This is a genomic window from Helicobacter mesocricetorum (assembly GCF_900198605.1).
GTDB lineage: Bacteria > Campylobacterota > Campylobacteria > Campylobacterales > Helicobacteraceae > Helicobacter_D > Helicobacter_D mesocricetorum.
In genome coordinates this window covers 1-24543 of record NZ_FZPJ01000002.1, presented here as the reverse complement: position 1 = coordinate 24543, position 24543 = coordinate 1, and the positions used below count along the sequence as shown (strand labels likewise).

General features: G+C 32.7%; 22 protein-coding genes, 2 tRNA genes and 1 pseudogene. 13 read left to right on the top strand and 12 right to left on the bottom strand.

Going from position 1 to position 24543, the window contains the following annotated elements; all coding sequences use genetic code 11:
* Nucleotides 1-60: 60 nt before the first annotated feature.
* The 3 genes from C6H18_RS00460 to glmM all read right to left on the bottom strand — a co-directional run bounded on the left by C6H18_RS00460 (nt 61) and on the right by glmM (nt 1965).
* Nucleotides 61-136 (bottom strand) — tRNA-Val (locus tag C6H18_RS00460).
* Between the two features lie 36 nt (nt 137-172).
* Nucleotides 173-628 carry a signal peptidase II gene (gene lspA, locus C6H18_RS00455; RefSeq protein WP_104721159.1) on the bottom strand — a complete coding sequence of 152 codons (456 nt, stop codon included), beginning with the start codon at nt 626-628 and terminating at the stop codon, nt 173-175.
* Nucleotides 625-1965 carry a phosphoglucosamine mutase gene (gene glmM, locus C6H18_RS00450; RefSeq protein WP_104721158.1) on the bottom strand — a complete coding sequence of 447 codons (1341 nt, stop codon included), beginning with the start codon at nt 1963-1965 and terminating at the stop codon, nt 625-627. The genes lspA and glmM overlap by 4 nt, the downstream gene beginning before the upstream one ends.
* Before the next feature lie 98 nt (nt 1966-2063).
* On the opposite strand from glmM, the gene rpsT reads away from it, so the two are divergent.
* The 3 genes from rpsT to C6H18_RS00435 all read left to right on the top strand — a co-directional run bounded on the left by rpsT (nt 2064) and on the right by C6H18_RS00435 (nt 3562).
* Nucleotides 2064-2339: a 30S ribosomal protein S20 gene (gene rpsT / locus C6H18_RS00445; RefSeq protein ID WP_104721157.1), complete on the top strand. Its 276-nt coding sequence runs from the start codon at nt 2064-2066 to the stop codon at nt 2337-2339.
* A 16-nt stretch (nt 2340-2355) separates the two neighbouring features.
* Nucleotides 2356-3426: a peptide chain release factor 1 gene (gene prfA / locus C6H18_RS00440; protein ID WP_104721156.1), complete on the top strand. Its 1071-nt coding sequence runs from the start codon at nt 2356-2358 to the stop codon at nt 3424-3426.
* Nucleotides 3427-3471: 45 nt separating this feature from the next.
* Nucleotides 3472-3562 (top strand) — tRNA-Ser (locus tag C6H18_RS00435).
* A gap of 123 nt (nt 3563-3685) precedes the next feature.
* Here the strand turns inward: C6H18_RS00435 and C6H18_RS00430 are convergent.
* Both C6H18_RS00430 and fliW read right to left on the bottom strand, forming a co-directional pair.
* Nucleotides 3686-5707: an ATP-dependent helicase gene (locus C6H18_RS00430; RefSeq protein ID WP_104721155.1), complete on the bottom strand. Its 2022-nt coding sequence runs from the start codon at nt 5705-5707 to the stop codon at nt 3686-3688.
* A gap of 5 nt (nt 5708-5712) precedes the next feature.
* Entirely contained in the window at nt 5713-6108 is a 396-nt protein-coding gene (gene fliW, locus C6H18_RS00425) for a flagellar assembly protein FliW (protein ID WP_233704007.1), read from the bottom strand.
* Between the two features lie 110 nt (nt 6109-6218).
* Between fliW and C6H18_RS00420 the strand changes: the two genes are divergently transcribed.
* A complete protein-coding gene (locus C6H18_RS00420) occupies nt 6219-8861 on the top strand; it encodes a valine--tRNA ligase (protein ID WP_104721154.1) in 2643 nt (880 codons plus the stop codon).
* Here the strand turns inward: C6H18_RS00420 and C6H18_RS00415 are convergent.
* Both C6H18_RS00415 and ccoG read right to left on the bottom strand, forming a co-directional pair.
* A complete protein-coding gene (locus C6H18_RS00415) occupies nt 8858-9922 on the bottom strand; it encodes an AI-2E family transporter (RefSeq protein WP_104721153.1) in 1065 nt (354 codons plus the stop codon). The genes C6H18_RS00420 and C6H18_RS00415 overlap by 4 nt on opposite strands.
* Nucleotides 9923-9924: 2 nt before the next feature.
* Complete coding sequence (gene ccoG, locus C6H18_RS00410; RefSeq protein WP_104721152.1) at nt 9925-11298, bottom strand: cytochrome c oxidase accessory protein CcoG; 1374 nt, start codon at nt 11296-11298, stop codon at nt 9925-9927.
* Between the two features lie 137 nt (nt 11299-11435).
* Here ccoG and rpsU point away from each other — a divergent pair, with 137 nt between their 5' ends.
* Nucleotides 11436-11648 (top strand): 30S ribosomal protein S21, encoded by a 213-nt coding sequence (gene rpsU, locus C6H18_RS00405; RefSeq protein ID WP_006803152.1) that lies wholly within the window; start codon nt 11436-11438, stop codon nt 11646-11648.
* A gap of 21 nt (nt 11649-11669) precedes the next feature.
* On the opposite strand, the gene C6H18_RS00400 is transcribed toward rpsU, so the two are convergent.
* Genes C6H18_RS00400 through hemL form a run of 3 tightly spaced genes read right to left on the bottom strand, consistent with a single transcriptional unit; the run spans nt 11670 to nt 13765 of the window.
* Nucleotides 11670-12167, bottom strand: coding sequence for a hypothetical protein (locus C6H18_RS00400; RefSeq protein WP_104721151.1), 498 nt, complete (start codon nt 12165-12167; stop codon nt 11670-11672).
* Nucleotides 12154-12465: an AtpZ/AtpI family protein gene (locus C6H18_RS00395; protein WP_104721150.1), complete on the bottom strand. Its 312-nt coding sequence runs from the start codon at nt 12463-12465 to the stop codon at nt 12154-12156. Before C6H18_RS00395 ends, C6H18_RS00400 begins: the two co-directional genes overlap by 14 nt.
* Entirely contained in the window at nt 12455-13765 is a 1311-nt protein-coding gene (hemL, locus tag C6H18_RS00390; protein ID WP_199770094.1) for a glutamate-1-semialdehyde 2,1-aminomutase, read from the bottom strand. The genes C6H18_RS00395 and hemL overlap by 11 nt, the downstream gene beginning before the upstream one ends.
* Before the next feature lie 138 nt (nt 13766-13903).
* Here hemL and C6H18_RS00385 point away from each other — a divergent pair, with 138 nt between their 5' ends.
* Together C6H18_RS00385 and C6H18_RS00380 are read left to right on the top strand one after the other, a co-directional pair.
* Nucleotides 13904-14833, top strand: a complete 930-nt coding sequence (locus C6H18_RS00385) for a ribose-phosphate pyrophosphokinase (RefSeq protein WP_104721148.1) — start codon at nt 13904-13906, stop codon at nt 14831-14833.
* The gene (locus tag C6H18_RS00380) at nt 14805-15374 is read left to right on the top strand and encodes a peptidylprolyl isomerase (RefSeq protein ID WP_199770091.1); all 570 of its coding nucleotides are present in this window, start codon (nt 14805-14807) and stop codon (nt 15372-15374) included. Before C6H18_RS00385 ends, C6H18_RS00380 begins: the two co-directional genes overlap by 29 nt.
* A 102-nt stretch (nt 15375-15476) precedes the next feature.
* Here C6H18_RS00380 and C6H18_RS00375 read toward each other — a convergent pair whose 3' ends face one another.
* The gene (locus C6H18_RS00375) at nt 15477-16820 is read right to left on the bottom strand and encodes a hypothetical protein (RefSeq protein WP_104721147.1); all 1344 of its coding nucleotides are present in this window, start codon (nt 16818-16820) and stop codon (nt 15477-15479) included.
* 154 nt (nt 16821-16974) lie between these two features.
* Between C6H18_RS00375 and C6H18_RS00370 the strand changes: the two genes are divergently transcribed.
* The 3 genes from C6H18_RS00370 to C6H18_RS00360 are packed head-to-tail and all read left to right on the top strand — an operon-like array spanning nt 16975 to nt 19521.
* Nucleotides 16975-17610 (top strand): uracil-DNA glycosylase family protein, encoded by a 636-nt coding sequence (locus tag C6H18_RS00370; RefSeq protein ID WP_104721146.1) that lies wholly within the window; start codon nt 16975-16977, stop codon nt 17608-17610.
* The gene (locus C6H18_RS00365) at nt 17607-18839 is read left to right on the top strand and encodes a hypothetical protein (RefSeq protein ID WP_104721145.1); all 1233 of its coding nucleotides are present in this window, start codon (nt 17607-17609) and stop codon (nt 18837-18839) included. Before C6H18_RS00370 ends, C6H18_RS00365 begins: the two co-directional genes overlap by 4 nt.
* A complete protein-coding gene (locus C6H18_RS00360; RefSeq protein WP_233704006.1) occupies nt 18829-19521 on the top strand; it encodes a YgjP-like metallopeptidase domain-containing protein in 693 nt (230 codons plus the stop codon). Before C6H18_RS00365 ends, C6H18_RS00360 begins: the two co-directional genes overlap by 11 nt.
* On the opposite strand, the gene C6H18_RS00355 is transcribed toward C6H18_RS00360, so the two are convergent.
* A complete protein-coding gene (locus tag C6H18_RS00355; protein WP_104721144.1) occupies nt 19518-20426 on the bottom strand; it encodes a LysR family transcriptional regulator in 909 nt (302 codons plus the stop codon). The genes C6H18_RS00360 and C6H18_RS00355 overlap by 4 nt on opposite strands.
* Nucleotides 20427-20576: 150 nt before the next feature.
* Between C6H18_RS00355 and C6H18_RS00350 the strand changes: the two genes are divergently transcribed.
* The 3 genes and pseudogenes from C6H18_RS00350 to C6H18_RS00340 form a co-directional block, all read left to right on the top strand.
* Nucleotides 20577-22667, top strand: a complete 2091-nt coding sequence (locus C6H18_RS00350; protein ID WP_104721143.1) for an ATP-dependent helicase — start codon at nt 20577-20579, stop codon at nt 22665-22667.
* Between the two features lie 83 nt (nt 22668-22750).
* Complete coding sequence (locus C6H18_RS00345) at nt 22751-23206, top strand: ankyrin repeat domain-containing protein (protein WP_158654845.1); 456 nt, start codon at nt 22751-22753, stop codon at nt 23204-23206.
* 394 nt (nt 23207-23600) lie between these two features.
* Nucleotides 23601-24543: pseudogene (locus tag C6H18_RS00340) on the top strand (hypothetical protein); the annotation flags it as partial.

The window sequence follows — 24543 nt, the reverse complement described above, 5'->3', positions numbered from 1 at the left end:
TTAAAAAATGGCTTTATTTATCAAAAACTAGAATTTAAAGGAGATTATAAAAAGTTTTTATGGTGGCCACGACTGGACTTGAACCAGCGACCACTACCATGTCAAGGTAGTGCTCTACCAACTGAGCTACGCGACCTTGCCAAAACACAAAGATACAAAGGCAGGAATTGTATCAATTTCCTCTTTTAGGTTTTCTTAAAAAACTCTGCAAAAGTATCCAAACAACCCCACAATTAATCATCACATCAGCAAAATTAAAAATCGCAAATTCAAAAAGATAATGCCAAAAAATATAATCCACCACCCCTAAATGCAAGAATCTATCAAAAACATTAGAAATCCCTGCACCAAATATCATACCCAAAGGAACACTATATTCCTTAAAAAACTCTTTATTTTTATACAAATAAAAAAAGATTCCTAGAATCAAAAGTATCTGCAAATACTTTAACCACTCTTGCAAAAACGCAAACATAGAAAAAGCAACCCCTTTATTATAAACAAGCACTAAAGATATAATACCCCCCTCATAGCCAAAACCACTTAATACAAAAAACCATTTAATGGATTGATCAAGGATAAAAATAAGAACTAATGCGACTATAAAGAATAAATAGGCTTTTCTCACGAATAAATCTTTCCCCTAAAATATTCTTCACACTCTTGCATAGTGTTTTCCAAAAGTTTTAAATCCTTTCCTTCTAATAAAATCCTAAGTTTATTCTCCGTTCCACTATAACGAATTAAATGTCGAATCTTTTTAGAAGTAATCCTCTCAAGAAAAGCTTCATACCCCTCTAAAGTCTCTAAATTTGGCTTAGAATTAATATTTAAGTTTCTTAAAATTTGAGGATAGAGTTCAAAACAATCCAAAATTTGCGAGGCAGGTTTATCAAACCTCAAAACATATGCCATTGTTTGCAAAGCACTCACTAGTCCATCTCCAGTTTTAGCAAAATCACTAAAAATAATATGCCCACTTTGCTCTGCACCAAAATTTAAATGATGATCCAACATACTCTCAAGCACATATTTATCTCCGACATTAGAGCGTATAAGCTTAATATTATGTTCCTTTAAAAACTCCTCTAGGGCATAATTACTCATAATGGTTGCAACAATGGTATTATGCTTCAAAGTTTGATTTTCTTTAGAAGCAAGGGCTAAAACCCCAATAAGTTTATCTCCATTCACAACATTACCTCTTTCATCCACCACAACAAGCCTATCTGCATCGCCATCTAGCGCAAAACCAATATCAGCCCTAACCCTCCGCACCTCTTCTTGCAAACTCAAAGGCTGGGTAGCTCCGCAGTTCTCATTAATATTAAAACCATTAGGCTCATCATTAATCACAAAAACTTCAGCACCTAATTCATTAAAAATTGTCGGGGCTACCTTATAGGCAGCTCCATTAGCACAATCAATAACAACTCTAACGCCGTGCAAAGACAAATCTTTAGGAAAGGAATTTTTAATATGCACGATATAACGTCCTACCACATCATCAATCCTCTTAGAAGAACCTATCTCTTTACCCCTTTTTTGAGAATCTTCAAGTAAAGCCTCATCCGCATAAATCTTTTCGATAATTTTTTCGTCTTTTTCATCAAGCTTATAACCACTCTTACCAAAAAACTTAATTCCATTATCCGCATAAAGATTATGACTAGCACTTACCATAATGCCACCATCACAACGCATATCTTCCGTTAAATATGCAATAGCAGGTGTTGGCATAGGACCTATTTGTATCACTTCATATCCCACAGAAGTAAGCCCACTAACAAGAGCATTTTCAAGCATATATCCGCTACGTCTAGTATCTTTACCAACTAAAATCTTATTAGTCTTAGAGTGCTCCCGATAATAAATCCCAGCAGCGATACCTAATTTCAATGCACAAAAAACATTTAATTTAGCTCCAGCCATACCTCTTACGCCATCTGTTCCAAAAAGATCCATTGCTACACCTCTTTAAACAATACTTTATTTTATTTGCTTTTAATAAAAACTAAAATAGAATTCTAGCTTAAATTTTTTAATAAAAGGATTAACATCTTATGGCAAATCATAAATCAGCACAAAAACGTATCCGACAAACCAAAAAAAGAACCGAAAGAAACCGATACTATAAAACAAGAATCAAAAATATGACAAGAAATTTGCACGAAGCATTAGATGCAAAAGATATTTCTAAAGCACAAGAAATATTTAAACAAATCAATCAATCATTCCATAGCTACGCCAGTAAAGGAATCTTAACAAAAAATACTGCTGCAAGAAAAGTTAGCCGACTTAATTCTTTAGTAAAAAAATTCGCTCTAGCAAACGCCTAATTTTAGGTAATTGCTAATGTTAGCCACAAAATTAAAGCCTTTTATTGAGCGTTATCAAGAAATTAGCACTCTATTATTACAACCAGAAATTCTCAATAATATCCAAAAAATTACCGAATTAAGCAAAGAACAAAGTAACCTAGAAACATTAGTGCAAAAAGCAAAACAATATTTAAAAAATATTCAAACCATACAAGAAAATAAAATCCTGTTAGAAGACAAAGAATTAAGTGAGTTAGCTAAAGAAGAAATTAAAGAAGCAGAGACACAAAACCAAACCTTAGAGCAAGAAATCAAAATTTTACTCCTCCCTAAAGATCCCAATGATGATAAAAACATTTATCTTGAACTTCGGGCAGGGACAGGAGGCGATGAGGCAGGGATTTTTGTCGGGGATTTATTTAAAACCTATGTGCGTTATGCGGATTTGAAGGGTTGGAAAGTCGAAATTATAAGCTCTAGTGAAAATAATGTTGGAGGCTATAAAGAAATCATTGCCCTCATTAAAGGGCAAGGTGCTTATTCAAAGTTTAAATTCGAAGGTGGGACCCATAGAGTCCAAAGAGTCCCAGAGACAGAATCGCAAGGGAGAATTCATACTTCAGCCATCACAGTAGCCATTATGCCAGAAGTTGATGATGTAGAAGTTACTATCAACCCCAATGATTTAAGGATTGAAGTCTTTAGAGCAGGAGGACACGGCGGACAAAGTGTTAATACCACAGATTCTGCAGTGCGTATAACCCATATCCCAACAGGTATTAGCGTCTCTATGCAAGATGAGAAATCTCAACATAAAAATAAAGACAAAGCATTAAAAATCCTCAAAGCTAGAATCTATGAATCAGAATTACAAACACAAATGGAACAAAATGCAGAAGCAAGGAAACTACAAGTAGGAAGCGGTGATAGAAGTGAGCGAATCCGCACCTATAACTATCCACAAAACCGCTTAAGTGATCACAGGGTAGGATTAACACTTTATAGCCTAGAAGAGATTATGCTAAGTGGAAACCTTGATTTAGTTATTGACCCTATTGTGGCTTATTTCCAAGCACAGGCTTTGCAAGTAAGCGGATTAGCTTAAGTATTATTTTACATTATTATCGCTATAATCCCTATTCGTTTTTAAGGACAGATGGGTGAGTTGGCTTAAACCACATCCCTGCTAAGGATGCGTAGTCGCAAGATTACCGAGAGTTCGAATCTCTCTCTGTCCGCCACTTACAACTTCTATGATACCTTTTATAGAACCAATAAGACCTCAAACTAGATTAGAATATTAGCCATACCCCACAAAAGATATTTATCACCTATTAGTCTTAATCAAAAGCCATTTTACCAATTTAGGTTTGATGATTTAACAAACCCGCTTCATAAAGAAAAAGAGAGCCTTGATAATCAATATTTTTCATTTTATCTCTCTTCGCATAGCTTAAATAGAGATTCTCCTTAGCTCTTGTTACAGCTACATAAAACAATCTTCTTTCTTCCTCTAAACTACCACCTTGCGCCATAAGCTTTTTATTAGGGAATCTACCCTCCATTAAATCAATAACATAGACTTCAGCAAATTCTAATCCTTTACTAGCGTGAATACTTAACAAATTCACTCCCTCCCCCTCACTCATCTCACTAGAGCCAAGCACCATAGCGTTTAAAAATCTTCCTATCTCATTATAATGGCTAGATAAATCCCTTAAGACCGAAATTCTCCTTTCAATCCTAAGTAAAGATTCTTCGTATTTTGCTTGATGGATATTCCCTTCTTTGGTAATAGCTCTTTCTCTAGCAAGTTTTTGTGTAACGATTTTAAAAATAGAAAGTTGTGGAATCTTTGAAAGAAGATAATAAGGTTTGTCATTAACATTAAATACACTAAAAAAACAAAATAAGGCATTTAAAAACTCTGCACCATCCTTATTAATCTTTGAGTATCCTAAAAGAGGATTATTTTCAAAACCTTTCTCCAAGCCATTAAACCTTAGATTTTTATTCATATAAAAATCATCAAATAACCCTAATTGCAGGTTTTGCTCCCTTTTTGCGAAAGGTTCTTGGATGGTTTTATCAGGTTTTAATAACCCATCAATAGGATTCCCATTCCCTAATAATATTAAGGCTTCATAAATATCTTTTGCAGAGGCATTGCCAATACCCTTTACATAACTTAAGATATGGATAAAAGCCATCATATCTTTAGGATTATAGAGCAAAGAAAGAAGATTTAGCACAAAAACAACTTCTTTAGTGTCAAAAAAACTAACGCCTCCTTTGCGTTTAGTAGGAATTCCTATCTCTCTTAAACTCGCTTCTATGCCATCAGCACTTGAGTTGTTTCTAAAAATAATCGCAATATCCCCAAAAGGACGATTAGAAAGCTTGATTTTATTAGCAATTCCTTGATATTGCAAAAACAATTCTTCAAAGATTAATAAACTTGGCATCCCAAAATTTTCCCTCTTCACAACTTCTAAGGTCTTAGGATAGATTCTAGGATTTTTTTCAATTACTCTATTGGCAAGGTTTAAAATCGGGGCGGTAGAACGATAATTTTTAGTTAAGCTAAAGATTCTTCCATTTACATAATGCTCTTTAAAACCCCCAATAATACTAATATCTGCCCCATTAAAAGCATAAATACTTTGGTCATAATCCCCTACACAAAAAATTGATGGGGGATTAAAGGCTTTAAGAATAGAATCTTGCAAAGGATTGGTATCTTGGTATTCATCGACTAGGATTTCTTTATAAGTTAGTTTGTTCTTTCTAATCATTTCCCTATAATAAAGCAACAAATCATTATAATCCACATAATGATATTCTTTTTTTAATTCCCTAAACTCCTCCCATACATCTAAATAAATCTCCACATATTGTAGTTGCTCTTGATTACGTTTTACCATCCATTCTTTAAAATCATTATTAATAGTAGAATTCTGGTAAAGAGAAAAAATATCATAAAGATAATTTGCGCTATAAGGGGCTACATCAGAGGCATTAGTAAATATGCGTTTATCATAGAGACTTTTAAAAAGAACTTTAAGTTCTCTTGGTTGTTTAAGGATAATAGAATGGTGGTTTCTCAAATAACGATAAGCCACAGCGTGAAAAGTTCCCGCCTCAATCCTCTTTACAATGCTATCATCAAACTTCATCAAAAGTCTTGCAAGCATCTCTTGGGCGGCTTTATTGGTAAAAGTTAATAACAAAATCTCACTAGGCTGAACACCTTGTTGCAACAAATAAGAGATTCTACCGACGATTGTCGAAGTCTTGCCTGTTCCAGCAGATGCAATCACTAAATTATATCCACTAGGGGCTAAAGAGGCTTCTTTTTGTTGTAAATTAAGCTTTGATAAAGGCACAATTCCTATTCTTTAATATAATCTTTAATAGACTCAGCAACATCAAAAAAGGGATATTCTTTTTTATTTAAAACCACCTGTGCTAGAGTATTATTATCACAATTTAAAATAATAGGTGCTAAGAAATTCACCCTAATTCCATTCTCCTTCTCCCTAACAAAAACACAAAAAACCTTGACATTAGAGCTTGCTTTGATTTCTAGTAAGGTTTGAATACTCGCAGAAACTTCAAAAGAATATTCGCGTATTTTATAAGGATTTACCAAAAGCAATTCAACTTCCTTTTTATCCATAGACAAAAAAGCTAATGCCCCATCATCTACCTCTGCAAACTCCACTTCATCAACATCTTCAAAGCCTAAAATAGGGGATTTTACAATAAACCTTTGACTCTTCATCATTACTTTTTCCTCAAACTTTAAAATATTCTCTCATTTTACCATTTAATTTTTTGGTAAAATTCAAATTTCAAAAAGATCTAGCAAAAAGCATTCCATTTAAAAGGTTTTCTATGCAAGAAAAAACAAGCTCTACCACTTATAACCCAAAAGAAATTGAAGAATCTTATTACCAAATTTGGGAACAATCAGGATATTTTGAAATTAATGGCAATCAAGCCATACAAAGAGAGGGTAAGACATTTTGCATTATGCTACCACCCCCTAATGTAACAGGCAGTCTTCATATAGGACACGCACTTAATCATACACTCATAGATATTATGGTTCGCTTTAAGAGAATGGATGGGTTTAAAACACTCTGGCAGCCCGGGCTTGACCACGCAGGAATTGCTACACAAAATGTAGTAGAAAAACAACTCTTAGCACAAGGCATTAAAAAAGAAGTTTTGGGAAGAGAAACCTTTGTTAAGAAGGTATGGGAATGGAAAGAGCAAAGCGGAGGATTAATCCTCAAACAAATGCGAAAATTAGGGGTATCTCCCGCTTGGAGTAGAACCCGCTTTACAATGGATGAGGGATTGCAAAAAGCTGTTAGAGAATCTTTTGTAAAACTCTATAACGAGGGTTTAATCATTCAAGGAAAATATCTTGTCAATTGGTGCACACACGATGGGGCCTTATCAGATATTGAAGTAGAATATAAAGAAAATGAAGGGAAGCTCTATTATTTACGATATTTTTTCAAAGATAGCCAAGATTATATTGTAGTAGCCACAACACGACCCGAGACTTATTTTGGAGATACTGCAATAATGGTAAATCCCAAAGATTCTCGCTTTAGAGAGCTTATTGGCAAAAGTGTAATGCTACCTTTAACCAATAAAGAAATTCCTATTATTGGGGATTCTTATGTAGATATGGAATTTGGCACAGGTTGTGTGAAAGTAACTCCAGCTCACGATAATAATGACTATGAAGTTGGTAAAAGGCATAATTTAGAGCAAATTGTAGTGTTTGACAAAAAAGGCATTCTCAATGAATCTGCAGGTGAATTTGCAGGATTAGAGAGATTAGAGGCAAGAGAAATTATTGTAGAAAAACTCCAAAAACTTGGTTTTATTGAAAAAATCGAATCCCATAAAAATCAAGTGGGGCATTGCTATCGTTGCGGGAATGTAGTAGAACCCTATATTTCTAAGCAATGGTTTTTAAAAAAAGAGATTGCCCAAAAAGCCATCGAAAAAATCAATGCCGATGCTAGTAGGTTTTTTCCTCCGCAATGGAAAAATAATTATAATGCTTGGATGAGGGAACTACGAGATTGGTGCATTTCTAGACAACTCTGGTGGGGACATCAAATACCTGTTTTTTATTGCAATACCTGCAAGGCACAATGGGCTGATACTAAAGATTCAAAAAATTGCCCCAAATGCAAAAGCTTAGATATTTATCAAGATCCTGATGTGCTTGATACTTGGTTTAGCTCTGCTTTATGGCCTTTTTCTACATTGGGTTTTGGTAATGAAGAATGGGGCAAAAATAGCCTATGGTTCGAAGAAGATTTAAAAGCCTTTTATCCAAATTCACTTTTAATTACAGGCTTTGATATTCTATTTTTTTGGGTAGCAAGAATGCTAATCTTAGGGGAACACTGTCTATCAAAACTCCCTTTTCCAGATATTTATCTCCACGCTCTTGTCCGTGATGAAAAAGGACAAAAGATGAGTAAAAGCAAAGGAAATGTTATTGATCCACTAGATCTTATTGAAAATTATAGTGCCGATGTTTTGCGTTTCACTCTAGCGATACTCTGTGTGCAAGGAAGAGACATCAAACTCTCTAGCAACCAATTAGAAATTAGCAAAAATTTTACGAATAAACTTTATAATGCAACAAACTTTTTACTGCTTAATGCAAAATCCTTTCCAAATCTTAGAGAAATTGGCACACTCAAAACAGCACTAGGACAATACTTAGGAGAACTCCTAAGCCAAACCATTGAAGAAACAAGGAATCACTTAGAGTCTTATCGTTTCAATGATGGAGCTAATACGCTTTATCGGTTTTTATGGGGTAATTTCTGTGATTGGGGGATTGAGCTTAGCAAGGTTGATAAAGATTCTATTCAAGAAATGGGTGCAATCTTTAAAGAATCCCTTTTATTGCTACATCCTTATATGCCTTTTTTAAGCGAATATCTATGGCATAAACTAGATAATAGCACTTTAGAAAATAATTCTATTATGATAAAGCCCTACCCTACATTCTCCTATAAGAATGCTGATAATTTCAAAATCTTTGAACTCATTATAGAAACAATTACTTCTATTCGCCGAGCTAAAGCAACGATTAACTTCGCTAATCAAAAGATTGAAAAAGCCTATATTCGCTTAAACAATAACATTCCTGATAATTTCTTAATTCTCTTTAAAAGCTATGTCTGCAAACTTGCCAAAGTAGCAGATATTGAAATTACCAATCAAAAGATTCCACATTGTATTGTAGATATTACAGAAAGGTTAGAAAGCTATATTCCTACTAATAGCATTGATCTAGCTCCCATTATTGAAAGATTGCAAAAACAGCAAGAAAAGACACAAAAAGAAATTCACAAATTAGAAGGAATGCTAAATAATCAAAAATTTCTAGCCAATGCACCTAAAAATATCTTATTAGATAATCAAAATTTACTCTTAGAGCAACAAGAAAAATTTAAAAAAATCCAATCAGAGCTAAAAAACCTTTTGGGTTAGCTCTTTTGATAAATATTCTGATAAACCCTCAATAAAGCAATAAACAAAGCAGTAATAGCAGGTCCTAAGACGATCCCCCAAAATCCAAAAGTAGTAATTCCCGCAAAGATAGCAAAAAAGATTAAAATTTCATTGATTTTAACAGGTGTTTTAATCAATACACGGTTGATAAAAGCTATCAAAAAAGGCTTTATGATATTATCTGCTAAAGTTGCTATGATTAAAATGGAATACAAAATAATTACAATAGCATTCGTAATATTCCCCAAATACAACTCATACAAAACTACGGGCAACCACACCAATGTCCCACCAATAACGGGTATTAAGGATGCAAAACCATAAAATACTCCAAACAATAAGGCATTATACCCATAAAAAAACATCAAAAAACCAAAAAGTGCTCCTTGTATTACCATAGAGACAATAGAGGAATAAAATACCACGCTAATTACTCCACTTACTTCATCATACAAAGATTCGACTTGTTTTTTTTCAAGAGGAATGAGGTTTAATAAATACTTCCCTAAAACATTACTATAATAATAAGAGAAAAATAAAAAGAGGATAATAAAAAAAGTATCACTCAAGAAAAATAGACTATTTTTTCCTGCTTGTGCAAAAATAGATAATCCCTTTTTGGCAATCTCTGCCCAATTAATAGTATCTACTTTTAAAATCCATTGATTAAGTTCTTTAAGCACAAAATCTGGTAAATATTCGTAAAGATTATGGCTTAGCACTATCCATTGATCTTTTATATAAGTGATAAAATTTTGCAATTTTAACAAATCCAAATTAGTAGCTAACTCTGCTAAATTTATCATTACATAAATAATGGGCATAAAACAACCAATAAGTAAAGACAAAGTTACAATAAGAGAAGAAAAAATATTGGATTTTAATTTTATAAAAATTGCTCGATAAATCCCTTGTGTAGCCAAAAATAGCAAAAAAGCAATTAAAAGATTCATCAAAAAGGGGGAATAGAGCTTTAGTAACGCCAAAACACTTAAAATAAGAGCAATAAGGAAGAAATAATTTTCTTTATTATTTGTCATTCCTAAAACCCCTTAGAGGGTGGATAAATAAATACACTCTCTCTAAAAATTTCAATAGACTCTTTAGAATCTAAGGTATAAGCTTTAATTTTTATAGGTATATGGGTATCCTTTTGCATATCTTGTGCAAGATTTTCATCGGTATAAAGCACTACAATTTGTTTAAACTTCTCTCCAGCTTTAATCATAAAAGGCTTGGAAGGGCGTTTAATTTTGATAGCGGGATTATCTTCAACTTCAAAATAAAACCGATAAGCTTCCCGTTGAGTGTTTTGAAATAAAAAAATATAAGAATTCTCGACACGATGATTATCTCTAATCGTATAAAGCTCATTGCGGTTAATGTTTAAAAGCATATCCTCCTTAGTAGAACTCATAAATAAAAGCCCAACAAAAGTGATTCCTAAAGCCACTCCATAAGCAATAGTTTTAAAACGGATATAATTCACTTTATTACGCATATCAATAGCTCGTGGGCTAGTCCAAGAAATCAAAGTCTCCTTGCCAAGCTTACCCATAACTTTTGTGCAAGCATCTGAACATTCTAAACAATTAATACATTCTAATTGCATACCTTTACGAATATCAATATGAGTAGGACAAATCCTTACACAAGCCTCACAACCTATACATTCTGCAGATTGCTCTGGTGGCTTTTTCCATAATTTAATACCTTCTGTATTAAAGACCACTCCACCTCTTTTATAATCATACATTGTCATTATCGTATCATTATCATAAAGCACACTTTGCACACGACTATAAGGACAAATATAAATACAAAAATTTTCTTTAATAAAAACAATATCCGCAACTAAAAAAAGTGTGATTCCAAAGAGAAAAATTAATAAATACTTATGTTCTAAAGGCTCTTGGATATAAGCAAAAAAATCTACTGGGGGGACGAAATACCACATAAAATTTGACGCAGCAACTAATGATAGAATAATCCATAAAGCAATAGCAATTCCCTTTTTAAATTGGTTATATCCTAAACTCATATCGGGTTCTATCTGGCGATTTTGCATTTTTTTACGCAAATGCAAAAGTTTTGTTTCAATAAAATCACGATATAAAACCCTAAAAATAGTTTGCGGACAAGCCCAACCACACCATACTCGCCCCGCTAAATTAGTTAAGAAAAAAATCGCTAAAAACATTAAAATCAGCAAAAAAGGCATTAAATAAAATTCTTGCGTATTAAACACAATGCCAAATAAATGTAACTGCTGACGATCAAAAGAAAGTAAAAAAATTTGGTTTCCATTAATTTGTATAAAAGGGATACAAAATATTATGATTGTTGTTACAACATACATTATATAACGTCTCTTAAAGTATTGCGCAATAGCAATGTTAGATTTACTAGCAGACATATCACACTTTCCTAAAATTAAGTTTTTTAATTCTAACATATATTTAATAATTTAGCTTCGTTTTTAGCATTAAAGAATAGCTTATAAATTTTATGCTATACTCCCCTAAAAATTTTAGAAAAGGTGGTGATTTACCAATGCCGGGCATTAAAGTTAGAGAAAATGAATCTTTTGATGACGCTTATAGAAAGTTTAAAAAACAAGCCGATAGGAACTTAGTCGTAACAGAAAGCAGAGCAAGGAGATTCTTCGAACCCAAAACAGAAAAGCGTAAAAAACAAAAAATAAGCGCACGCAAAAAAATGTTAAAACGTCTTTATATGCTAAGACGTTATGAATCAAGACTCTAGTCTTGATTTTACTTCATTAATTTACATCTTCAAAAAATAAAAACCCACAATCATAATATTAGCAACTACTAGCCCACTAAAAAATCCAAGAATATCAAGATAATCTTGCTTTAATAAAATAAAAAACCCAAGCACTAAAAAAGCATAAGCTAATAGCCTAAAAGGCATAAAAAACATTTTAATCCCTACTCTATTAGAGTTTTTATCAAAATTTTTCCAAAAAGCTTTATATTCACTTTTCCCTCTCTCCTGCTTTAAAGAAAAATCACCTTCCTCTCTCCAAATTTCATCCTCTTTTACATCTTTTTCTTGATAAAACATTGCCAAAGATTCTAATTCCTCTTGCGTCGCATTAGCCATTAATTGTGAAATTTTTTTCTTTTGGGTAAAAAATACTGCAAAAACAATGCCACAAAAGGATATAAAGGCAAAAATAAAATTCCAAGCAAATCTCTGCCCCAAAAAAAGATAAATACTTAAAAATAAAATACCTACCAATAAAACACTAATTATCCTCATCTTCTTCCCATTCCTGAGGTTTTTGATAAGCATATTTAGGGTCTTTGCTTAAAGCTTCTAACTCCTTTTTTTGCATTTTATAGGCTTTATAAACATTTAAAATAGCCGCTAAAATACCCCAAACCACACCCAACCAAAACAACCAAGCATACCCAAAAAGCCACTCTAAACCATAACCTACTCCAATCCCTATTAAAACCGCAACTACCATAGAGATTCCAAGCGTAGCATTAGAATAAGCCAAGAGTGCGTCCTTATATTTTGGTGGATTTTCTAATCTTTTTTCCTCATCTTTCATAATTGGTAATCTCCAAAATCACCTCTCTTGCTCGCTCTAACACACTTTTAATTAAGCCCTCATCCATACAAGAGCAAATAAATCCACTTTCAAATTGAGAAGGTGCTAAATAAACCCCTTTTTGCAACATTCCTTGATGAAATTTTGCAAACATTTCTGTATCACTTTTTTGTGCGTCTTTAAAGTCATTCACAGGATTTTCATTAAAAAAAACTCCAAACATACTCCCTCTCACACAAGTTTGCAAGGGAACACCAAACTCTTGGGCAATATTTTTTAGCCCCTCTGTAAGCTGCAAAGCCAAAGATTCTAGCTGTTGATAAATTTTTGGATTTTGTTTTAACTTTTCTAAGGTTGCCAATCCTGCACTCATTGCAACAGGATTACCACTTAATGTTCCTGCTTGATAGACAGCTCCATTAGGTGATAACAAACTCATTATCTCTTCAATACCACCAAAAGCACCCACAGGCATTCCACCCCCAATAACTTTTCCAAAAGTTACCAAATCACCATAAACTTCATAAAAGTTTTGTGATCCATTAAGGGCAGCTCTAAATCCACTCATCACTTCATCCATAATTAAAACAATATTATGTTGGTTACAAAGCTCTCTTAAATCCTTTAAAAATTCTTGTGTAGCAGGCACTAAGCCCATATTTCCAGCTATAGGCTCTATGATGATACAAGCAACACCATTGCCATTTTTTTGACTTTCCTTGATACATAGCTCAACACTTGTTAAATCATTATAATGTGCCACTAAAGTATGCCCAATAAAATCCTTTGGCACACCAAGAGAGCTAGGATTACCAAAAGTTGCTAACCCACTTCCTGCACTAACAAGCAAAGAATCACTATGTCCGTGATAACAACCATCAAACTTAATAATATCATCTTTTTTAGTATATGCCCTAGCAAGCCTAATAGCACTCATTGTTGCTTCTGTCCCACTAGAAACAAAGCGAATTTTGTCAATCCCCTCATAAAGAGAAATTATCTCTTTAGCTAAAGCTGTCTCTAAAATAGTTGGAGCGCCAAAAGAAAGTCCTCTTTTAAGAGTATGTAAAACCGCTTCTTCTATATCTTTATCACTATGACCAAAAATTAATGTACCCCAACTTTGCACAAAATCAATATATTTATTCCCATCTTCATCTATCAAATAAGCCCCTTTTCCTTCTCTTATAAAAGGGGGAGTCCCACCAACACTCTTAAAAGCCCTTACAGGAGAATTGACACCACCTGCAATAACTTGCTTTGCCTCATTAAAATCATTAATGCTATTTAAATTATTCAAAGATTCCATATTTTTCGCCTTATTAAATACCTAATCATACACTAATTTTAAAAATCTTCACAAATAATTTTATTTTTTCACTTTTCAAAGTTTTAAAAGTCTATAATTATTTTTTTATTTCTCTTAAAAAGGCATTTTATGCAAGATTTTAAAATTTTTACAGGAAGCGCACATCCTAGCTTCTCCAAAGATGTTGCAGACAATTTAAATATGAAATTAGCAGAAGCTGAAATTAGTCGCTTTAGTGATGGAGAGATTAGTATAAGGCTCTGTGAAAGCGTTAGAGGAAAAGATGTATTTGTAATCCAACCAACTTGCGCCCCGACAAATGATAATTTAATGGAGCTTTTTATTATTATTGATGCCTTAAAAAGAAGCTCTGTGAATTGTATCAATGTAATTATGCCTTATTTTGGCTATGCAAGACAAGATAGAAAAGCAGCCCCTAGAGTTCCAATCACTGCAAAATTAGTCGCTGATTTACTCCAAAGAGCAGGTATTACAAGACTTGTTACTATGGATTTACACGCCGGTCAGATACAAGGATTCTTCGATATTCCCGTAGATAATCTTTATGGTTCTGTAATCTTCCAAGAATATATCCTTTCTAAAAATCTTCAAAATGCCATTATCGCAAGTCCCGATATAGGAGGAGTTGCAAGGGCTAGATATTTTGCTAAACTCTTAGGATTAGAAATTGTCCTTATTGATAAACGTAGAGAAAAGGCTAATGAGAGTGAAGTAATGAATGTAATTGGGAATGTAAAAGACAAAAATGTTATTTTAATTGATGATATTATTGATACAGCTGGAACAATGGTAAAAGCCGCTTCAGCCTTCAAAGAAAAAGGAGCAACTAGCGTAATTGCGCTAGGAACTCACGCTGTCTTTAGCGGTCAAGCTTATGAAAAAATTGAAAAAAGTCAAATCGATGAAGTAATTGTTACAGATACTATTCCACTTAAAATAGCCTCTCCTAAAATCAAAGTTTTAAGCGTGGCTCCTTTATTTGCAGAAGTTATTAGAAGGATTAATAAAAATGAAAGCGTCAATTCTCTTTTTATTTAAAACACTATCTATCATTATACTTTTAGGATATTTTCTTAATGCAGAAGATTCTAAAAAAATCCAAGCAGTTTTAGAAACCACAGCTGGAAAAATTACCTTAGATTTATTCCCACAAGTTGCACCTAAAGCTGTGGAAAACTTTATAACCCATATCAACAATGGATATTATAATGGGACTATTTTCCATCGCACCATTCGTAAATTTATGATTCAAGGTGGCGATCCAACAGGGACTGGAAGAGGAGGAGAATCCATTTGGGGAGAAGACTTTGAAGATGAGATTGTCCAAGGTTACGCCTTTGATAGAGCAGGAATACTTGCTATGGCAAATGCAGGGGCTAACACCAATGGTAGTCAATTTTTTATTACCACGACAAGAACTCCCCATTTAAATGGGCTACATACTATTTTTGGGGAAATTAGCGAAACCAATAAAGAAGAAAGCTTCAAGACACTAAGAAAAATAGAATACACTCCAACTAATACACAAGATAAACCACTAAAAGAACAAAAAATTATCAAAGCCTATATTGTGCGATAAATAAAAGAAAGTCTAATCCCTCAACTTTCTTTTATAAAGCACCAAAATTCCCATTATCAACAAAAATACTATAATTTCTAAGACCAAAGTTTTATAATCCAATCAACTGCTCTTTAATAAATTCCCTAAAATTACATCTGTTTTTAATAATTTCCCTCGCTCTTCATTACTTAAGGAATCTAAAAATCTCTTATCATTAGACTTTTTAACGCTATTTATCCATACGCCAACCTCATCTGGCTTGATAGATTCTAAACCTATATCTTTTTTTCCATTGGTATCAGTATTGCTTTGATTACTCCCAAGGAGATTTAAAAGAAAATCATCAAAACTAAAACCTCCTGATGAAAAATTAAAATGTTTTATGACAAAAATATCAGTAATCTCTAAGGTTTGCAAATTTTTAGTAGCAAATAACATAATTTCATTATCATTCCTCATTACCTCTTTAAGATTTAAATCCCCATCTAAATTAGCATCTTGAGCAATAGAATGATTAATAAAATCTGCTAGATTATCAATAAAGCCTACTTGTTCTAAAAACTTTTTTTGTTGTTCTTCTCCTGCTGGTATGCTCTGTGCGATAGAATAATATTGCGAATCTATAAGAGAAACAAGGCTTTTTAAATGGATTCCCTCATCCACGCTAATGTTCCCATCTCCATTGCTATCGCCACTTAAATAACCCACCTTATAAGCAGCATCATAATACCAACCTTTCACATAATCACTTGCTTTTTGCAATGAGCCAAATTTCTCATTGAGTCGTTTCATATTTTCTTCATTAAGGGGAATATGAATAGTCTTTCCACTCACTTCATCTACAAAACCCACTGCATTTTGTGGAATCTCCTCACCTTTTGCCTCCAAAGGATTATAAGCCTTTAGGACATCTTGGCTTATATTTTGGGGCTTAAGAGCATTAGTTGTTAGAAAAGATTTTTCAAAAAAAGTCCCGATAGTCTCATTTTTTTGTTCTTGATTATGTGTAGATTGTTGAATCTGTTTTTTTGCCTCTTGAATTTTCCTTGTTTTGGATTCTTCTAAAATAGCAAATTCATTTTTTAATTTTGCTTCAAGTGCAAAATTTTTAGCATTAGACAAATTATTTTTAGATACTTCTTGATTATCTCCAAAATATCCTGCAATAGATTCTGCAATAGAACTTGCTTCACTCTCTCCTGAAGAATTATGTTCTAAACTTTTCTTTAAGGATTCTACATCAATTTCTTTAGCAATATCCTCTGAAACAACACCATTTTGTTGAAGTTGCTTGATTGCTTCTTGAATTAATTGTTGCTTTTTGAAATAAGCATCTTGCGAGGCAGTTGTGCTTATTCGTCTATTCTCATCATTCCTACTAGCCCAATTTTTTTGGGTATTTTCTGAAAATGTAACTCCGCTAACATAAGAAGCATATCTACCCTTTGAATCCACAAAATACATTGGTTTCTCCTCATACTCTCCATCCCTTGATAATTTTCAACTTCCTTAATCTCATAATCAAGCAAAAAATATTCCCTTTAATAGCCTTATCTACCTTTAATCTTTTTATTTTATAATTTCTCCAATTTTATTATTTTAAAAATTTAGGATTCTTGTGCAAACACTTCACACGCTTTTAACATTAAAAAAACTCTATTTACTCCAAGCACTAGGTATGAAATATTGCAATCCTCAACCCACCATACACCCTAAGAATTCTTTTAAGATTAGCAATCCTACAACACTCCAAAAACTTATACAAGAATGCCAACTCTGCCCACAAAAATCATCTGCACCCCATATAGGGCTTTGCAATTTAGAATCCAAAATTACTTTTTTAAGTTTAACCCCTATTTTAGATACCCAACTACGTTTCGCCTCCAAAAGCTCACAAATGCTAAAAAAAATCATTGAAAATGTTTTATTGCTTTCTATAAAGGAAGTATCAATCCTCTCTCTCTTAAAATGTGAGCTACCTAAAATCTCCCAATACCAATGCTATCAATCTTGCAAAGACTATCTCCTAAAACAACTAGAATTCTCACAAAATAAGCTCATTGTATTGTTAGGGGAAGAAGTTTATCGGTTTTTTTGTGATGATAAAACCCCTTATGAAAACCTACAAGGCAAATCCTTAAAATGGGGAGATTTTCTTTTATTCCCTACTTTTTCATTAATGCAGCTTTTGAGCCAACCACAATTAAAAGTCCAAGCATACCAAGAATTTTTAACGCTTAAAGGATACTTATGAGATTATTGACAATATTACTATTAGCCCTATTGCCAAATCTAATCTTAGCTGCTGGTAAATACCCCTCCCCACTTCCCACACCAGAAACAGAAATTCTCAATATCGACATTCAATCTTGCTCCAAATCTTGCCTCAAAGAATACTTGCAAAATGGAGAGTTTTTTTCTTTCTTAGTAAATATCAATAAAAATAATACTAACGAAGAGCTATTAACTAATGCAAAAATCCTTTTAACACAATTAGATATTACCCATATCCCTTATTTTTTAGAGACCCAAAAATCTGCTTTAATCCAAATCGCTCTGCTCTTTCCTAGAAAAACCATTGGGCGATATTCAATCTCCTCAACAAATGTTATCTTAAGTTACCTCTTTAACCGCAATCAACCCTTTAATTTTGAAATCTTTGATAGCAAAAGCGAATCCTTAGAGGATTTGCAAAACACTATGGATAAAATTACTGCTAAGGGGTATAAACAAATCATAGCCCTACTAACCTATGTAGGAGCTAATAATATCAATCACTTAGAGACAAAAATACCTATTTACATCCCCAGTGTGCATTCCTCCCAAATCGCAGAACCCCTTATGCCAAATATTATCTATGGAGGGATTAGCTACGAACAACAAATAGAAAAACTCTCCGCTTTAAATCCTAACTCCACAAAAGTTGTAAGCTTTTATGATGAAGGTTATATCGGAAACCAAATGAATGAATATGTCCTAAAATACAACTTAGACACCCTTTATTCTAGTGCTTTCAATCCTGAAAGTGCTGCAAAATTCCCCAAAGAAATTAAGACCATCCAATCTCTGCTTAAAAATTCAAAAATTTTTCTCAATACTCCCATTACACATTCAAGTATCATTCTCTCACAAATTACTTATAATGATATACAGATTAACGGCATCTACTCTACGCAAATTAATTATAATCCAAGCTTTCTCTCTATTACTCAAGAAAAAGATAGGAACAATATGTATATTGCAAACTCTATTGCAAAATCTGATTCACTGCTTGTTGAAGAGACAAAATTACTGAATGCAGATTTAGAATATGATTGGATTAATTATTCCACTGCTTATGGAGTTGAATATTTTTACCTACAAAACATTCCTAATGCTAAAGCCTATTTCAAAGAAACCATAAAAAACAATCAAGTAGAATACAAAATTGATATTCTAACTCCTAAAAATAATCGATTTATACCTATCACTAATGAATATTAAAAATATTATCCCTCCCAATATTCAACTTAAAATTATAAAAAATCGGAATTACAAATATTTACGACTGCAGTTTAAAGATTTTTCTACACTCTTACTAACAGCCCCAAAACACATTAACGAACAAGAATGTTTAAATTTTCTACAAAGCCACAAAGACTGGATTATAACCCAAGTAGATTCTCAAAATAAAATAACTTACAATCTCTTAAAAGAAAAAATCTTCCTTTTTGGGGAATGGATTGACTTTAGAGATACTTCTATCCAAAATCTCTGGCAAGACTTTATAACCGCTAAAACTCCCTCTTTAGCCATCAAAACTAATCTACAAACATTTTACCAAAAAGAACTCCACACTTATATCCAATCCTCACTCTCTCATTGGTGTTCCTTAATGAATCTCTATCCTAGTGAAATTACTTATGGAAAAAGCATTAGACAATTAGGTTGCTGTTATAGCAATTCTCACAAAATCCGCTTTAGCTTAAAACTTAGCTTAATCCCAAAAACACTCATTGATTCTGTTATCATACACGAATTAGCGCATATTAAATACCCAAATCACCAAAAAGAATTTTGGAATCTTGTTTTAACTTATGACAAAAACCCCAAAAATATCCATTTATGGCTTAAAGAAAATCACGGCTTTAATCTCTATCTTTATAAAAGAATTTTCAAAAATTAATACATAGAAACTTGAGTATTAAAGAGAATATGATGACTAATGTTTTCTATCAATGAATCGCTTCTTTTATGTTTTGCAAAAGCCAAAAACATTTTTCTTTTCAATTTTAAACCGCGTATGCTAGAAGTATAAAGCATCTTATCACTTAATTCATTGCGAATATGCAAATAAGGTAAAAAACCAATATATGCTTCCCTACTCCCTACTTTGGAAGTTAAAAAATTTTTCATCTCATAAAGACTATCAAACTCTAATGAAATATTTAATTTATAGCCTTTAAGAGCCAACTTATCTAAATATTTTTTTACAATCTTTGCAGTGTGCGTCTTATTTTTTAAACCAATCCATTGATACAAACACAAATCTTCTTTTTTAAGGATACTTAGCAAAGGCTTGTTACAAACTAAAACCAACTCATCCTCAAGCCATTCCCTATAAACAATACCCTTTTTAAAAACACGGGATTCTACAATAGCTAATTCACATTTTTTATCCTGCAAATCACTAATAGCCTCCGTAGAAGTCGCTACATAATATTCAATATTAGGATAGATATTGTCTTTTATTTCCATAAAACATTGAGGCAAAAGAAAATTTCCAACCGTGTAAGAACAAGCAATTTTTATCGTCTCACAACGTTTAATCACCATTACCATATCTCTTTGGTAATCTTGCAAAGTCTTATTAAGCTTTAATAAAACGCAAAAAAGGCTTTCACCATCTTTTGTAAGTAAGACGCCACGTTTCTTACGATAAATCATCTTTGTATTAAAATAAGATTCGATAATCTTAATATGCCGAGTAACCGCTGGTTGTGAGATCCCTATTTTCATAGAAGCTTTTGAGACGCTTTTTTCTTGAGCTACAATCATAAAAGTTTGTAATTTCTCAAAATCTCTTAACATCAAAATACCCCCCCCCCCGAACTCAAAAAATTTATTTATAGCTAAGATATTTTGTAGTTTAGCATAAAAGTATTATTATTAGAATATAAACACTTTATTGTTATAATTTATTTAGATTTATTTGTAACTTTTTCCATTTTAAGGCTACCTATGCAAAAAAAACTTTTACAGCAACTCAATCCCTCCCAACAAAAAGCTGTTAAGACAACAGAAGGTGCATTGCTTATCTTAGCTGGAGCTGGAAGCGGAAAAACAAAGACTATCACAACAAGACTTGCATATTTAATTGATGAAATTGGGATTCCACCTAGCAATACACTTACTCTAACTTTCACCAATAAAGCTGCCTCTGAAATGCAAAAAAGAGCTTTAGATATGATAGAAAATACCACTTCACACCCACCATTACTTTGCACTTTTCATAAATTTGGATTATTGTTTTTAAAATTCCATATTCACTACCTAGAGCGCAAAAATAACTTCACACTCACAGATAAGGAAGACACAAAAAAAATCCTCAAAACATTCAATAATGACCTCTTCCCTATGCCTTTATTACTAAGTGAAATCTCTTGCTATAAAAACTCTCAAATTAGCCCACAAGAAGCCATAGAAAATGCTTATAATCCCACTTATAAACAAATTGCAAAAATCTATTTAGATTACCAAAACTTTCTTTTGCAAAATAATAGGATTGATTTTGATGATTTACTGCTTTTGCCACTTGAAATTTTCAACAAATTTCCACAAACTGCTAAAGAAATTAGCCAAAAATACCAATATATTATGGTTGATGAATACCAAGATACCAATGAGCTTCAATATCTGCTTTTAAAACATCTCTGCTCCACACACCAAAATATTTGCGTCGTTGGAGATGACGATCAAAGCATTTATAGTTGGCGTGGTGCTAATATCCAAAACATTTTGAACTTTACACAGCATTTCGCTAATGCCCAAATGATTAAATTAGAAGAAAATTATCGCTCTAGTAAAAAAATCTTAGAAGCTGCTAATAACCTTATTTCTAAGAACAAAGAGCGTTTAGGAAAGAATCTTAAAAGCACTTTAGAAGAAGGAAAAGCCGTTGAAATTCTGCACGCTTATGATGAACTAGAAGAAGTAAAAAATCTCTGCAAAATTATTAAAGAGCTTTTAGCCAAAGGAGTAGAAGCTCAAAATATTGCCATGCTTTTTAGGCTTAATGCCCTCTCCCGCTCTTTAGAAGAAGGGTTTAATCGCGAAAAAATCCCTTATACACTAGTTGGCACGATTCGGTTTTATGAGCGAAGTGAGATTAAAGATATTCTAAGCTATTTTCAAGTTCTTATTAATATCCACGATGACTTTTCCTTAATGAGAATTATCAATAAACCTAAAAGAGGAATTGGCAAAACCACCATAGACAAACTAAAATCTCTTGCAGAAACTAAAAATTATAGCATTTATCAGCTCTACAAAGAAGATACAGCACTTGAAACACTCTTAAGCAAAAAAACCCTAACAAGCCTAAAAGACTTCTTTGATACTTTAGAATTCTTACAAAATTGCCTTAAAGATTCACCCCAAGATTTTCTTGATGTTTTTGAAACCAAAATAGGATTTTGCGAATCTTTTAATAAAAGCAATGAAGAAGTCGATAGAATAAGCAATATTCAAGAATTTTATGGAATTTATAGGGAATACCATAAACATAATCCCCTAATGGAATTGGAAGATTTTTTAAATGAACTTGCCTTAAAAAGCGATCAAGAAGATGTAGAAATGCGGCAACAATCCAAAGGCGTCAAAGGAATAAATTGTATGAGTGTGCATTCTAGCAAGGGCTTAGAATTCGATTATGTCTTTATCATTGGGCTTGAAGAAGGATTCTTCCCGATGATTAAAGAAGATAGTATTTTAGAAGAAGAGCGAAGATTAGGTTATGTTGCCTTTACAAGGGCAAAAAAGGAACTTTATTTAAGCTATGTGGATTCAAGATTTTATAAAGGTAATCGTGCCAATATTTTGCCTTCTCGATTTTTAGAGGAATGTGGAGCCATTCTTCCTAAAGCTCCAAAACACTCCTCAAAATACCTAGAAAATGATAATAACTTCAAAAAAGGCGATTGTATCTTCCATAAAATTTTTGGTGCAGGAAGAATCTTAGAAGTTACCAAAAGCGGTAAAGAAACCAAACTAACAATAAACTTTGGGGGTTCTATACGCAATATCTTAAGTAACTATGTCCAAAAAGCATAACCTAAAAACCCATTCTCAAATCATTTTTCTTTATGAACGCTTTTATAGTATTATTGATATAATCCCAACCCAAAATAAGGACTATTATGGAATTAACACCCCAAGAAAAAGAAAAATTAGAAGAACTTTGCGCAATGTCTTTTGATATGGCAAGAAACAACGACTACACATCCCTAGAAACGCTTTTAAAAAACGGATTAAATCCCAATCTCACAAACCATAAAGGTGATTCTTTATTAATGCTTGCCTGCTATTATAATAGTGTAGAATGCGTTAAATTACTCCTGCAATACAAGGCTGAAGTTGATAAAACTAACGATAAAAACTTAACACCACTCTCTGGAGTATGCTTTAAAGGATATGTAGAAGTTGCAAAATTATTACTTGAAAATGGGGCAAACCCGGATTTAAAAAACCCTATGGGAATGACTCCTTATGATTTTGCTATTTTATTTCGTAGAAAAGAGATTATCAAACTTCTAAAAAAATATTCCAACAAAAAAATAAGTTTTTTCAAAAAAATATGGATAAGCTTTTAAGGCATAAATTACACAATTTTAAAAGATTATCTATTTAAATGAAGTTTCTTGAGAGTCTTAGTTTAATTTGTTTTTTTGGATTAGTTAGCTTCTTAAGTTTCTTAAGATTCCTTAAATTTATTTTTATATTTATTTAAGTAAAATGCCACTCATCAAACAAGAAGACACACTTATTGTTAATTTCTTAAAACAACAAAATACCAAATAAAGGACATTCTAATGAAACCAACTAATCTAGTAATAAATGGGGGGGGGGGGGCAAAATAGATTAAATCCCTCTAGTTTAGAGAATCTCTCTTCTTTAAGAAGCCCTACTCTTTTATCCACTTCTTCTTTCTTTTTAAGTTTAAGTTTAATAAGTTTTTTCAATACTTCTTTAAATGCAGATAATTGGATGCACACTGGAACTATTACTATTAATAATAATGGAACAATAGATAATGTAGCTAGTGCTGGTGTTACAGGTAAGCTTAGTGCCACAGATAATAAAACCTATAATGATTTAATCATTAATGAGGGAGTTACCCTTATTAATACAGGAAATGGAAACACCATAACTTTACAAAAAGGAAGTGTAGGCAGTATCGTTAATAAAGGAATTATTAAAAGAGATACTCATAGTAGTAGCATTGCTATTGAAAATAAGGCTACACTGACTTCTTTTAATAATACAGGAACGATACAAGCTACTGGTCGTGCAATAGGTGTGTATATTAATGATTCTACGATAAATAATATTACTAATACAGGGACTATTAAGAATGAGGGTGACCATATTGGGATTAATATTTCAGCAGGAAGCAAGATTAATAGTTTTAAAAATAAGGGGGTGATTGAAACAGCTGGTAACCAACATGGTATCTATTTAAACAATAGCACCATTGAATCTTTTACCAATAAAGGAACGATAAAAGGGAATCGTTCTGGTATATTGGTAACATACAGCTCACGTATTAAAACCCTTATCAATGAAGGTTCTATAATCTCTACTAGTCCATCAACTGCATATGCAGCTGTCGATTTAGCGCGTAATGCAACCATTGAAAACATCATCAATAGAGGCACTATAATAGGGGAAGCTTATGGTATCGCCTCAGCTTCTGGAAGATTTGAAAAACTAACCATGGAAAATGGAGCAGTAGTGCATGGTGAGAAGTATGCTGGCATTTATGTTCCACCAAGTCATATACTAGGAGAACTTGAAATTACCGGTCAAGGAACGAAAATAAGTGGGGGAGAAAATGGTATTTTCTTAAGCCCAAATGCAAAGACCCAAAAAATCACTATTTCTGATAATGCGATGATAACAGGAGGCTTAAGTGGAATTGAACTTGGAA

What these genes read in the sequence shown, in the direction of transcription:
- C6H18_RS00420 (WP_104721154.1), top strand. Translation starts at nt 6,219, where the DNA reads ATGCAAGAAAAAACAAGCTCTACCACTTATAACCCAAAAGAAATTGAA.
- rpsU (WP_006803152.1), top strand. Translation starts at nt 11,436, where the DNA reads ATGCCGGGCATTAAAGTTAGAGAAAATGAATCTTTTGATGACGCTTAT.
- ccoG (WP_104721152.1), bottom strand. Translation starts at nt 11,298, where the DNA reads ATGTCTGCTAGTAAATCTAACATTGCTATTGCGCAATACTTTAAGAGA.
- C6H18_RS00365 (WP_104721145.1), top strand. Translation starts at nt 17,607, where the DNA reads ATGAGATTATTGACAATATTACTATTAGCCCTATTGCCAAATCTAATC.
- C6H18_RS00350 (WP_104721143.1), top strand. Translation starts at nt 20,577, where the DNA reads ATGCAAAAAAAACTTTTACAGCAACTCAATCCCTCCCAACAAAAAGCT.
- prfA (WP_104721156.1), top strand. Translation starts at nt 2,356, where the DNA reads ATGTTAGCCACAAAATTAAAGCCTTTTATTGAGCGTTATCAAGAAATT.
- glmM (WP_104721158.1), bottom strand. Translation starts at nt 1,965, where the DNA reads ATGGATCTTTTTGGAACAGATGGCGTAAGAGGTATGGCTGGAGCTAAA.
- C6H18_RS00355 (WP_104721144.1), bottom strand. Translation starts at nt 20,426, where the DNA reads ATGTTAAGAGATTTTGAGAAATTACAAACTTTTATGATTGTAGCTCAA.
- fliW (WP_233704007.1), bottom strand. Translation starts at nt 6,108, where the DNA reads ATGATGAAGAGTCAAAGGTTTATTGTAAAATCCCCTATTTTAGGCTTT.
- C6H18_RS00385 (WP_104721148.1), top strand. Translation starts at nt 13,904, where the DNA reads ATGCAAGATTTTAAAATTTTTACAGGAAGCGCACATCCTAGCTTCTCC.
- C6H18_RS00380 (WP_199770091.1), top strand. Translation starts at nt 14,805, where the DNA reads ATGAAAGCGTCAATTCTCTTTTTATTTAAAACACTATCTATCATTATA.
- C6H18_RS00360 (WP_233704006.1), top strand. Translation starts at nt 18,829, where the DNA reads ATGAATATTAAAAATATTATCCCTCCCAATATTCAACTTAAAATTATA.
- C6H18_RS00395 (WP_104721150.1), bottom strand. Translation starts at nt 12,465, where the DNA reads ATGAAAGATGAGGAAAAAAGATTAGAAAATCCACCAAAATATAAGGAC.
- C6H18_RS00415 (WP_104721153.1), bottom strand. Translation starts at nt 9,922, where the DNA reads ATGACAAATAATAAAGAAAATTATTTCTTCCTTATTGCTCTTATTTTA.
- C6H18_RS00400 (WP_104721151.1), bottom strand. Translation starts at nt 12,167, where the DNA reads ATGAGGATAATTAGTGTTTTATTGGTAGGTATTTTATTTTTAAGTATT.
- C6H18_RS00375 (WP_104721147.1), bottom strand. Translation starts at nt 16,820, where the DNA reads ATGTATTTTGTGGATTCAAAGGGTAGATATGCTTCTTATGTTAGCGGA.
- rpsT (WP_104721157.1), top strand. Translation starts at nt 2,064, where the DNA reads ATGGCAAATCATAAATCAGCACAAAAACGTATCCGACAAACCAAAAAA.